Origin of the sequence: Synechococcus sp. BO 8801 (assembly GCF_002252675.1) — a bacterium.
Classification (GTDB): domain Bacteria; phylum Cyanobacteriota; class Cyanobacteriia; order PCC-6307; family Cyanobiaceae; genus Cyanobium.
Map to the genome: position 1 here is coordinate 72,769 of NZ_NQKY01000013.1, position 11,399 is coordinate 84,167.

At 64.3% G+C, this 11,399-nt stretch carries 12 protein-coding genes and 1 pseudogene; 12 read left to right on the forward strand and 1 reads right to left on the reverse strand.

The features are described 5' to 3' along the window. Positions 1-9 precede the first annotated feature (9 nt). The 9 genes from CJZ86_RS10810 (at position 10) to CJZ86_RS10850 (ending at position 8,199) form a co-directional block, all read left to right on the forward strand. On the forward strand, positions 10-1,341 hold the full coding sequence (locus CJZ86_RS10810; protein ID WP_094585949.1) for a capsular biosynthesis protein: 1,332 nt from the start codon (positions 10-12) through the stop codon (positions 1,339-1,341). An 80-nt stretch (positions 1,342-1,421) separates the two neighbouring features. Beyond that, complete coding sequence (locus CJZ86_RS10815) at positions 1,422-2,702, forward strand: lipopolysaccharide biosynthesis protein (protein ID WP_094585950.1); 1,281 nt, start codon at positions 1,422-1,424, stop codon at positions 2,700-2,702. Between the two features lie 137 nt (positions 2,703-2,839). Then, a complete protein-coding gene (locus CJZ86_RS10820; protein ID WP_158219551.1) occupies positions 2,840-3,685 on the forward strand; it encodes a glycosyltransferase in 846 nt (281 codons plus the stop codon). Positions 3,686-3,768: 83 nt separating this feature from the next. Continuing rightward, the gene (locus tag CJZ86_RS10825) at positions 3,769-4,704 is read left to right on the forward strand and encodes a glycosyltransferase family 2 protein (RefSeq protein ID WP_233133980.1); all 936 of its coding nucleotides are present in this window, start codon (positions 3,769-3,771) and stop codon (positions 4,702-4,704) included. A gap of 40 nt (positions 4,705-4,744) precedes the next feature. Continuing rightward, positions 4,745-5,776 carry a glycosyltransferase family 2 protein gene (locus CJZ86_RS10830; protein ID WP_094585953.1) on the forward strand — a complete coding sequence of 344 codons (1,032 nt, stop codon included), beginning with the start codon at positions 4,745-4,747 and terminating at the stop codon, positions 5,774-5,776. Continuing rightward, positions 5,773-6,228, forward strand: a complete 456-nt coding sequence (pssD, locus tag CJZ86_RS10835; protein WP_094585954.1) for a PssD/Cps14F family polysaccharide biosynthesis glycosyltransferase — start codon at positions 5,773-5,775, stop codon at positions 6,226-6,228. Before CJZ86_RS10830 ends, pssD begins: the two co-directional genes overlap by 4 nt. Further along, the gene (locus CJZ86_RS10840; protein ID WP_094585955.1) at positions 6,225-6,704 is read left to right on the forward strand and encodes a glycosyltransferase; all 480 of its coding nucleotides are present in this window, start codon (positions 6,225-6,227) and stop codon (positions 6,702-6,704) included. Before pssD ends, CJZ86_RS10840 begins: the two co-directional genes overlap by 4 nt. Continuing rightward, the gene (locus CJZ86_RS10845) at positions 6,701-7,702 is read left to right on the forward strand and encodes a sugar transferase (protein WP_094585956.1); all 1,002 of its coding nucleotides are present in this window, start codon (positions 6,701-6,703) and stop codon (positions 7,700-7,702) included. The genes CJZ86_RS10840 and CJZ86_RS10845 overlap by 4 nt, the downstream gene beginning before the upstream one ends. Further along, entirely contained in the window at positions 7,699-8,199 is a 501-nt protein-coding gene (locus CJZ86_RS10850; RefSeq protein WP_094585957.1) for an ATP-binding protein, read from the forward strand. Before CJZ86_RS10845 ends, CJZ86_RS10850 begins: the two co-directional genes overlap by 4 nt. Here the strand turns inward: CJZ86_RS10850 and CJZ86_RS10855 are convergent. Then, positions 8,165-8,590 carry a hypothetical protein gene (locus tag CJZ86_RS10855; protein WP_094585958.1) on the reverse strand — a complete coding sequence of 142 codons (426 nt, stop codon included), beginning with the start codon at positions 8,588-8,590 and terminating at the stop codon, positions 8,165-8,167. The genes CJZ86_RS10850 and CJZ86_RS10855 overlap by 35 nt on opposite strands. 208 nt (positions 8,591-8,798) lie before the next feature. Between CJZ86_RS10855 and CJZ86_RS10860 the strand changes: the two genes are divergently transcribed. The 3 genes and pseudogenes from CJZ86_RS10860 to CJZ86_RS10870 form a co-directional block, all read left to right on the forward strand. Further along, positions 8,799-9,386: a L,D-transpeptidase family protein gene (locus CJZ86_RS10860; RefSeq protein WP_094585959.1), complete on the forward strand. Its 588-nt coding sequence runs from the start codon at positions 8,799-8,801 to the stop codon at positions 9,384-9,386. 74 nt (positions 9,387-9,460) lie between these two features. After that, on the forward strand, positions 9,461-11,005 hold the full coding sequence (gene glgA, locus CJZ86_RS10865) for a glycogen synthase GlgA (RefSeq protein WP_094585960.1): 1,545 nt from the start codon (positions 9,461-9,463) through the stop codon (positions 11,003-11,005). Positions 11,006-11,029: 24 nt separating this feature from the next. Then, a pseudogene (locus CJZ86_RS10870) lies at positions 11,030-11,399 on the forward strand (hypothetical protein); the annotation flags it as partial.

Genomic DNA, 11,399 nt, shown 5'->3' on the forward strand with positions numbered 1-11,399 from the left:
GAGACTTCTTTGGGACTCAAGACGCTTCTTTCCAAGGCCTTTCATTCTGAGGATGATCTTCAGCCGAGAAACGTGCCAGAGCGTCTTCTGTGGTGGTCGATTCTCTGCACGTACCCCATCTGGCTGGTCGGTGGGCTGTATGTGGTGGGATCTGTTCTGTGCTGGCTACTTCTGGGTTGTCTGCTGATCAAGATCCTGGCCCGCATGGATCACCCAGAGGAGAATGAAGAGATTTCGATTTCTCCAGTGATCTGGCTTTGGATTATCGGAATGATCGTCATGGAAGTTGCCTTGATTGCAGGCCATGTGAATTTCAACCTCGGTACGGGGGCGATCATCAAGTCCACCATTGGCTGGGCCAAGGGCTGGGCAGCCTTGGCCCTATACCCGCTAGCCGGAGCCCTGCCGATTCGCAGCAGCATCATCACCCGTGCCATTTGCATCGTCGGGCTGCATACGCTGCTCATCATGCCTTTTCTGATGCTGACCCCCAATCTGGGGCTTCCAGAGGTCCTCTACGTCTCGCCACTGAGGGCCGTCGGTGGTCCGGGGAATGAGTTCTTTGATGTTCCTCTCTACGAAATTGATGGCAGCACAGGTGATCTTCGCTGGCGTCTCTTTGCACCGTGGGGGCCAGCCCTTGGTTTTGTGGGCAACATCAACTTCATGATTTGCCTCCTGGAAAAGGACAAGAAATGGAAACTGCTCGGGATCGCTGGTTCGATCGTCATGTGCTTTGTCTGCAAGTCCCGTTTGGCCCAGCTCTGCATCATCCTGATCCCGTCCGTGACGTTCGTGGTTTCCAGACTCCGCAAACCGGTCATGCTGATATCACTAGGGGTGGTCTCCTATCTGGGCGGGATCTTTGCCACGACCATTCTGACCGCCATCAATGACTACTGGGAAGGTTTCAAAGGGGCTCGGGCTGGCTCGACCCGTGTTCGCTTTGCGTTGAAGCGAATTGCCTTCCACCGCTGGGAGACTGAGGCTCCGATCTGGGGGCATGGTGTTGTGGAAGGCGGCCCCCATCTGGTGGAGTACATGGCCATCGGCTCCCATCACACCTGGGCCGGGGTTCTTTTCGTGAAGGGCATCGTGGGATTCTTCGCTATTGCGGTGCCGATGCTGGCAACGGGTGTGGATCTGCTGCGCCGCGCGGCCAGTCCCCACTATCAACTTGGCTCTGCGGGCCTGGGAATCATCATTCTCCTCTTCATGTACACGTTTGGTGAGAATCTTGAAATCCTCGTCTATCTTTTCTGGCCGGGTATGGTGATCATGGGAATGGCTCTGCAGGAGAAGAAAAACACTCCCCAGCCAGAGCTGCAGCCCGTGTTGTGATGCAGGCCAGAACGAACTGCAGTCAGATGCCCGGATGCCATGATGAGCCAACAGAAGCTCCAGCGTGGGGTTGACCGTTCATGCGCCTGCTCAGCAACCTGAAACGGTTCATCCCGAAGGATCGATTCATCCGCAACATCGGCTGGATGGGTGTGGGGGAGGTGGGCATCCGAGTCTCGCGACTCGTGGCCACGGTTCTGCTGGCCAGGCTGCTGAGCCCCAGGGACTATGGCCTGGCGGCCATCGTGCTGACCTCCGGCGAACTTGTAAAAGTCTTCACACGCAACGGCATCGGCGACAAGATCGTGCAGGCCGATGCGGATGAGGTCAGCGAGATCTGTCAGACGGCATGGAGTCTGAACTGGCTGATCGGATTCAGCCTGTTTCTTATCCAAGTCATTGGTTCGACTGTCATTGCCAAGGTCTACAACGACAACGCGCTGATCGTGCCGATCATCGTGGTGAGTTTCAGCTATCTGATCTATCCACTCTCCATGGTCCAGTCGGCCCTGGTGCGTCGCAAGAATCGGCTGAAGTTCTACAGCATGACCAACCTCGCAGCCGTCGCCAGCGAAAACCTGATGACGGGGATCTTTGCGCTGCTGGGGATGGGCATGTGGGCGATTGTGCTTCCCAGGTTGCTGGTGGCTCCCGTCTGGGTCGCGATGATGCTGCGCTTCGAGCCATGGCGACCCGCGATGACGTTCACGCTCAAGCGCTGGAAGTCCGTGCTGCAATTCGGCAGTCGCATCCTTGGGGTGGAGATGCTCAACACCTTCCGGGAGAATGTGGACTATCTCCTGATCGGCCGCTTCATCGGTGTCAAGGCGCTTGGGGTGTACTACTTCGCCTTCAACGCCGGACTCGGTCTCAGCCTGAGCGTGATCAATGCCTTGTCGGTCTCGCTCTACTCCGACTTCTGTGACGTTCGCAGCCAACCCGCCGTACTCAAGGAGCGTTTCCGCAAGAACCTGCTCACCATCACCAAGGTGATCGTGCCCGTGGTGGCCCTGCAGTGCAGCCTTGCCCCTCTCTATGTGCCGATCGTCTTCGGCCGGCAATGGGTGTCGGAGGGGGCGGTTCCGATTCTCATGCTGATCTGCCTGTCGGCCCTGTCCAGGCCTTTCGCCAACGCCTCGGCGATGCTGTTCCGAGCCGTGGGCTTGCCCCAAGTGGATCTCCTCTGGAACCTGGCCTTCACGGTGGCACTCACCGTGGCCATTCTGATCGGCACGACATGGGGATCCCTGGGCGTCGCCGCCGCCGTCGCAGCGGCCCATCTCACGCTGCAACCGATCTACCTGATGCTGGGGCAACGGCTGCTGCGAAGGATCCAGATCGCTCAGCCCGCTGGCCTGTGACTGGGGCCCCGCCCGAGGCGAGGTTATGGTGTTGGAAGCCTTCAAGCCTCGCGACTCCCTCCACCGGTCCGGAGCACGTCCATGGCGCTCCGGCTGCCATCAGAACCAAGCCTGACGTCCGTCCGCCCGATCCGCTCGTGAAGATCTACGCCATTTGCCTGATCAAGAATGAGGGCGATGTGATTGCGGATTGTCTGCATCATGCACTGACGTTCTGCGATCGGATCTTTGTTCTTGATAACGGCAGCACGGATGGTACCTGGGAAACCGTCAATGACCTTGCAGGGCAGTATCCAGCGATCGTGATTGAGGAACAGCTCCTTATTCCATTCCGTGATGGTATGCGCTCCATCGTCTACAACAAATACAACCACGAACTGACGGATCAGGATTGGTGGCTGCGGCTGGATGGGGATGAATTCCTTGAAGGGAACCCCAGAGAGGTGCTGGCCAAGGCGAATCGTGAAAGGGCCGACTTCGTGACGGCCTGGAATCTTCAGTTCTATTTCACGGATACGGATTACAAGAACTGGGCGGCCGAGCAGCTGGAACCCAGCCGACCCATCACCGAACGGCGCCGCTACTACTCCGCCAACTGGCGGGAGTACCGCTTCTTCCGCAACCAGCCCGATCAGCCGTGGAACGAAGCGGTGGCGCCCCAGTGGCCCGATGGACTCACCAAAGCCTGTTCGCAGCGCCTCTACAACCGCCACTACCCCTACCGCACGCCTGACCAGATCAAGGAGAAGCTCCAGGCCCGTTTCGGCCACGAACAGTTTCGCCATATCAACTCCATCGACTGGACATCCAAGGTGCTGCCTGCGCGCCAGCTGAACCACTTCCAGGAGGGTCAGCCACCAACCATCAACCAGTTCGATTACTACGCCAAACGCCTGCGGATGATCCGGATCACCCTGATGGGGCGTTTCAGGGCCATCCTGCGTCGGCTTCTGGGCGGCCACCGCTCCAGCCATACCTCGTAGGGGGGTCGATGGCGCAGACCGAACAACCCGAAACGTCCGCGGCCGGTGCGGCCCCAGCAGGACAGCACACGCCGGCCATTTCCGTGGTGGTTCCGATCTACAACGCCGCGCCGCACATCGAGCAAACCCTGCGCTCCGTGCAGAACCAGAGCCTGAGCAACTGGGAACTGATCGCCGTTGATGACGGCTCCACCGACGACAGCTTCGCCATCGTGTCCCGCCTGTTCGGGGACGATCCCCGGGTGCACCTGGTGAGCCAGCCCAACGCGGGCGTCTCGATGGCCCGCAATCGCGGGGTGGCGCGCAGCCGTGCGCCCCTGATCGCCTTCCTCGATGCCGATGACCTCTGGCATCCCGACAAACTGGGCCTGCATGTGGCCTACCACGCCGACCATCCAGATGTCGGCGTGAGTTTCGCCCGCGTCGCGTTCCTCTCCCCTGAGGGGGCGCCCACGGGCCTGCTGGCGGCCCTGCCCCGGGAATCGCATCGGCCGGTGGACTTTCTCTGTGAGAACCCCACCAACACCACGTCGAACTGGGTGCTGCGGCGGCAGGTGTTCGACGCGGTGGGCGGATTCGTCACCGACATGAGTTATTCGGAGGATCTGGAATGGCTGCTGCGGGTGGCCTGCGATGGCCGCTGGCAGATCGCCGGCTTGCCCCAGGTGCTCACCTACTACCGCACCTCGACCGGCGGACTCTCCTCGAGCCTGCAGCGCATGGAGCGGGGCTGGCTGCGGCTGATCACCGAAGCCCGTCGCTATGCGCCGGAGCTGGTGGCGCGCCACTTCGCCACGGCCCAGGCCATCCACCTGCGCTACCTGGCCCGGCGCTCCCTGCGGCTGGGAGGGGCGCCCGCCATCGGCACCGATTTCATGCTGCGCTCCCTGCGCTCCGACTGGCGGATCCTGCTGCAGGAGCCGCGCCGTACCGTGCTCACGGCCCTGGCCGTCTTCGCCCGACAGCTGCTGGCCCCCTTCCGCCGCCCCAGTGGCCCCCGCGACGGGGCACGGCCATGATGGCTCTCGCCAACGCCCCGCTGCCTGTGAGGCCACTCCCATGAGCCGATCCCCCCTGGTCTCGGTGGTGATGCCGCTCTACAACTCCGCCGCCACGGTGAGGGAAAGCCTGGAATCCGTTCTCAGCCAGACCTACCCCAACCTGGAGATCCTGGTGGTGAACGACGGCTCCACCGATGACGGGGTGGCGATCTGCCAGGGGTACCAGGACGGGCGCATTCGGGTGGTGCATCAGCAGAACCGGGGCCTGGCCGGAGCGCGCAACACCGGCATCCGGCAGGCCAAGGGGGAGTTCCTGGGATTTCTGGACAGCGATGATCTGTGGCTGCCCACCAAGGTGGAGCGCCATGTGGCCCATCTGCAGGCGCGGCCGGAGGTGGGTGTCAGCTTTTCCCGCTCCGGATTCATCGATGAGGACTCCAGGCCGATCGGGATCTACCAGATGCCGAGGCTGCAGGACATCACGCCGGAGATCGTCTTCTGCCGCAATCCGATCGGCAATGGCTCCGCGGTCGTCATCCGCCGCGAGGTCTTCGCTGCCATTCGCTTCACCGCCAATCTCTATGGCACCGAGGAAGACTTCTTCTTCGACGACAGCTTCCGTCAGTCCGAAGACATCGAGTGCTGGTTGCGGATCGCCCTCCAGACCCACTGGCGCATCGAGGGGATCCCCGAGGCCCTGACGCTTTACCGCATCAGCGACGGCGGACTCTCGGCCAACCTGATGAAGCAGTACGCCACCTGGGAGCGGGTTCTGCTCAAGACCGAAACCACCAACCCCGATTTCATCGCCCAGTGGGGCTCCAGGGCCCGGGCCTATCAGCTGCGTTACCTGGCGCGCCGGGCCACCCGCCAGCGGGATGGCGCCCTGGCCGTGCGCCTGCTGCACCAATCCCTGGCCACCGACTGGAGGGTGCTGGTGGAGGAACCACGGCGCACCCTGATCACCCTGGTGGCGGCCTATCTGCTGCTGGTGTTGCCGGAGGGTCCCTATCGCTGGCTGGAGGGCCGGATGCTGCGCTCCACCGGCGCCAGCCAGAAGCGGCGCATGCAGGGGGAACTGGGACGATGAAGATCCTGCTGGTCTGTTCTTCGGGGGGGCATTTCAAGGCCCTGCAGCAACTGGTCGACTTCTGGGGGCGCCATCCCCATCTCTGGATCACCTTCCGCACGCCGACCACCGAAACGGCGCTGGCCGGGGAGCCGGTGCAATGGGCCCACAGCCCCACCAACCGCAACCTTCCGAATCTGCTGCGCAACCTGGGGCTGGCACTGCAGGTGATCCGCAGCCAGCGGCCGGACGTGATCGTTTCGACCGGTGCCGGCGTGGCCGTCCCCTTTCTTCTGCTCGGTAAGCTGTTCGGATGCAAGACCGTGTTCATCGAGTCCGTGACCCGCATCGAGACCCTGAGCCTCTCGGCGCGGCTCGTTCGACCGTTTCTTGACATCCTCTACGTGCACTGGCCCCAGCTGCAGCGTCGCTATCCCCGCGCCGAACTTGTCCAGGACAAGGTGACACCATGATCCTGGTGAGCGTGGGAACGGAACAGTTCCCGTTCAACCGGCTGATGCAGTGGATGGAGCTGCTGATCCAGCAGGAGCTCATCGATGAGGAGATCGTTGTTCAATACGGCACCTGTACCTTTCTCCCCAGCGGCACCACCGTGTACCGGTTGCTGAAGGAGGACTCCTTTCGGGCCCTGGTGGAAAAGGCTCGGATCGTGATTGCCCATTGCGGGGAAGGAACGGTCCTGTTGCTCGATGAACTGGAGCAGCCCTTCATTCTGGTGCCCCGCAGCGTCCGCTACCAGGAACATGTCGACGATCACCAGGTGGAACTCGCCCTGGCCCTGAAGCAGATGGGTGTGCCGATCGCCTGGAGTCCAGGGGATCTCGTGCGCTTTCTCGGTGCCCCGTTCAAGACCTCGATCAGCGACGTGACCGACAGCTCCGCCCAGTCCCTCTGCCGGAGTCTCCACTCCCACTTTCCCGAGCCATGAGCGGCGGCCCGTCTTCCCAGGATTCGTTCGTCAGGACCGTGCGCAACGGTGTCCTGATCCTGCAGCTGCCGCCCCGGCTCACCGTGGCCGAAGCCGTGGCGTTCCGCTCCGGTTTCGGGGGCTGGCTGGCGGAGGTGCAGGACCTGCGGCAGGTGATCCTGGATTTCGGGCGCACGGCCATCATCGACAGCAGCGGCATCGGTGCCCTGGTGGGCGCCATCAAGGCGGCCCAGGAGCGCGCGGTTCCCCTGGCGGCCTGGAGCCTGAACCGTCAGGTGTTCCTGGCCCTGCAGATGACGGGACTGGAGAAGGTCCTGCCGGTCACGGCCCATTCCGAGGGGCTGTTGCCCCAGCTGTCCCATACGGAAGACCAGCGGCCACCGCTCACCCACCCCTCGGTGCGCTCCGCCGTCAAGCGAGGCATGGATGTCTGCGGCGCCCTGGTGGGGCTGGGGGTCACGGCGGTGCTGTTCCTGCCCATCGCCCTGGCCATCCGTCTCGACAGCCCGGGGCCGATCCTGTTCCGGCAGGTGCGCTGCGGCTGGATGGGCCGCCATTTCCGGATCTGGAAGTTCCGCTCGATGGTCACCGATGCCGAACGTCTGAAGGACAGTGTGGTGAACCAGGCCCAGGGGGCCTTCTTCAAGAATGACAATGACCCCAGGATCACCCGCGTGGGCCGGATCCTGCGCAAGACCAGCCTGGATGAACTGCCCCAGTTCTGGAACGTGCTGATCGGCGACATGAGCCTGATCGGCACACGGCCCGCCACCCCGGACGAAGTGCGCCGCTACGCCATCCCCAGCTGGCAGCGGTTCGATGTGCGGCCTGGTCTGAGTGGCGAATGGCAGGTGAGCGGCCGCTCTTCGATCCGGGATTTCGAAGATGTGATCCGGCTGGATCTGCGCTACCAGCAGAACTGGAGCCTGGGATATGACCTCAAGCTGATCGTCCGCACCTTTCTTGTGCTGTTCAGCAAGAACTCAGGGGCGGCATGAACCTGCCCCAGGCCTCAGAATCCGATCGGCCCCTCAGCCAGCTCGCCGTCAACAGTGATCTCGATGAGATCGAGACGGTGCTCCGCTGGTTCGAGCAGCTGGCTGATCCCGCCGTGCCGTCGGAGCTCTGGATGCAGGCCCAGCTGGGCCTGGTCGAGGGGTTCACCAACGCGGTCCGCCATGCCCACGCCGATCTGGACACGCCGCCGCCGGTCCAGCTGTCGGTGCAAGTGAGCAGCCAGCGGTTCTGCGTGCAGATCCTCGACCAGGGTGCCCCCTTCGACTTCGAGGCCGCCCTGGCCACCGTGGAGAAGGCCGTGGAAACCAGCGATCACGATCCCCTCGCCAGGGAGGCCCACTGGGGCCTCGTGATGTTGCTGAAACTGCGCAGCGCCTACGGATGGACGATCAGCCAACGGCGTATCGACGCAGCGACCAACTGTCTGTCCCTGTGCCACCCCCTCAGCGCGGATGGGGGGACAGGAAGGTCATCGTGAAGTACTCGGGATGGCAACGGGCTGGCTGAAAGATCGACCAGCGCGTCCACAGATGCAGGTAGTGGTTCGTCCCGTTCGGCCCCCGTCCCCAGCCATGGGCGACGGACTGGCCCCAGACGATGCTGTTCGCTTCCAGGGCCTTTCTTCGCTCCGGAGGGAGTGAGCTCAGATCTCCCCGGTAGAGAATTCTCCGGCCCCGGTAGAAGAAGGCGGGTTCGGTGTCCGAGTCCTTGTGGTGCTCATCGACCAGGAACCACACCTTCTTGCTCTTCTGGAGCATCCAGAAGCTGCGCGAACAGCGGGGAGGGACGGTGTCGTTCTTGTAGCTGTAGAGCAGGCCGTGGTGATGGTCCGGAGCCGCAAGGGCTGGGGTGACGATCTCCAGACCCATGAACAGAAGGGCAGACGTGCTGACGGCGAATCGGTGCAACCGTGACGCTTGGACCGATTGCCGCAATCCAGGCTGCAACCGGGTTCACCGTTGGACTTGGGGGGAGGACTTTAGACCGAGGACTGGCGTGTTCCGGGACGGCCCCGGACCGTGGCTGCGTTCAGCTCGCTAACCTCAGACCAGAAGTCTGATCCCGGCTGACCGCACCGTGAACCGCCAAGCCATCCTGCCCCTGGCTCTGGCCCTGTTCAGCTGTCTGGCCGGATGGTGGGTGGAGCCCGCCCTGGCCGCCGCCCCCGGCACCGACCCGACGGCGATCGGCCCTGAACCTGCAGCGACGACGGTGGAGCCCGCCTTCCCCCCGCTGCAGCTGATCCTGGACCGCCGGAGCCGGCTGCTGAAGGTGATGGAGGGGGACCGGGAACGGCGCCGCTTCCGGGTCGGGGTGGGCATGCCCGGCTGGGAGACGCCGGTGGGTTCCTTCAGCGTGATCGAGAAGACCGCCTACCCGATCTGGGAACATCCCGCCAAGGGCGTGCGCATTCCCCCCGGCCCCACCAATCCCCTAGGTTCCCGCTGGATCGGCTTCCATCGCGACTGCAAGGGCCGGCGTGGCTTCAACGGCCAGGAGCACCTGGAGGTGAAGGGGTGCGTGACCTCCGGGTTCCACGGCACGCCGAATCGCGACAGTGTCGGCGGTGCCGTCTCCCATGGCTGTGTGCGGCTGTTCGATGAGGACGTCAGGGAGCTGTTCGAGATGGTGCAGGTCGGCACACCGGTGACGGTGCTGCCCTGAGCCCGCTGCCTGTGGCCGCCGGAGCGCTCCGTGGCAGCCCGTAGAGTTCCAGGCGCACCAGCGATCGAGCACGGATGAGGGTTCTGTTTGCCGCTGCGGAGTGCGCTCCGATGATCAAGGTGGGGGGCATGGGCGACGTGGTCGGCTCCCTGCCACCGGCCCTGGCGGCATTGGGGCACGACGTCCGGATCATCATGCCGGGCTACGGAAAACTGTGGAGTCGGCTGGAGATTCCGGCCGAACCGATGTGGCGTGGCCACGCGATGGGCACCGATTTCGCCATCTACGAAACCCGCCACCCCACCAGCGGTCTGACCATCTATCTGGTGGGCCATCCGGTGTTCGATCCCGAGCGCATCTATGGCGGTGAAGATGAGGACTGGCGCTTCACCTTCTTTGCCAACGCCACAGCCGAATTCGCCTGGAACGGCGGCTGGAAGCCCCAGGTTCTCCATTGCCACGACTGGCACACGGGAATGATCCCGGTGTGGATGCATCAGGACCCGGAGATCAGCACGGTGTTCACCATCCACAACCTCCGCTACCAGGGCCCCTGGCGCTGGAAGCTGGACCGCATGACCTGGTGCCCCTGGTACATGCAGGGCGACCACACCATGGCGGCGGCCCTGCTCTATGCCGACCGGGTGAATGCGGTCTCGCCCACCTATGCGATGGAGATCCGCACGCCCGAGTATGGCGAGCGGATCGACGGCCTGCTCAACTTCATCAGCGGCAAGCTGCGCGGCATCCTCAACGGCATCGACACCGAGGACTGGAATCCCGCCACCGACACCACCCTGCCGGCCCCCTTCTCCTCAGGCGACCTCAGCGGCCGCAGCGCCAGCAAGAGGCTGCTGCAGGAACGGATGGGCCTCAACGTCAACCCCCGCTCCTACCTGATGGGGATGGTGAGCCGGCTGGTGGACCAGAAGGGCGTCGACCTGCTGCTGCAGGTCGCCGACCGGGTGCTGGCCTACAGCGACAGCCAGTTCGTGGTGCTGGGCACCGGTGATCGGGGCTACGAGTCGGGCCTGTGGCAGATGGCGGCCCGCCACCCCGGCCGCTTCTCCGTGTTCCTCACCTACGACGACGCCCTGTCGCGGCTGATCTATGCCGGCAGCGACGCCTTCCTGATGCCGAGCCGCTTCGAGCCCTGCGGCATCAGCCAGATGCTGGCGATGCGCTACGGCTCGATCCCGGTGGTGCGCCGTGTCGGCGGCCTGGTGGACACCGTCCCCCCCAACGACCCCACCGCCGGCACCGGCACCGGCTACGGCTTCGATCGCTACGAAGCGATCGACTTCTACACGACGATCGTGCGCTCCTGGGAGGCCTACCGCAACGAGCCCAGCTGGCAGGAGCTGCAGCGGCGGGCCATGACCACCGACTTCAGCTGGAACCGCTCCGCCCTGGAGTACGACGCCATGTACCGGGAGGTCTGCGGGGTCAAGGAGCCCACCCCCGACGCGGCCCAGGTGGAGCGCTTCTCCCAGGGTCAGGGGGCGGATCCGAGCCTGCTGCACGACGACTCCCGGCCGGAGGGGTCCCCCAAGGAGCCGCCGCCGCCCCAGCGTCCCCGCAACCCCCTGGCCCTGCTGCGCCGCCGCAACGACTCCTGAGCCAGCTCCCCGTGCCCGGCGTCCATGGCTGATCCGGTTCCGCCACCCTCCGATCTGCCGGCGCCCTACGCGAGCCCCTGGGGCCGGCTTGCCCAGGCGCTGCTGGCCGTGCTGGCTTCCCTGCGCCTGAAGCTGCGCGAACTCTGGCGCCGCAATGGTGAGGGGGACCTGTCGGTGCCAGGGTTCTGGCCGCAGGGGCTGGCCCCGGTGTTCTGGCCCCTGCTGCTGGCGGCCCTGCTGGCCCTACTCCTGGCCCTGGCGGGTCAGGCCCGGCGCGGGCTGAACCTCCGGGCTGCCCCGGCCGGCGGTGCCGCGGCTCCCGTCGCGGCTCCAGCGCCAACGGCACCAGCGGCGTCCGTCTCGGCTCCATCCGCCTCCGCACCCGCGCCTGTAC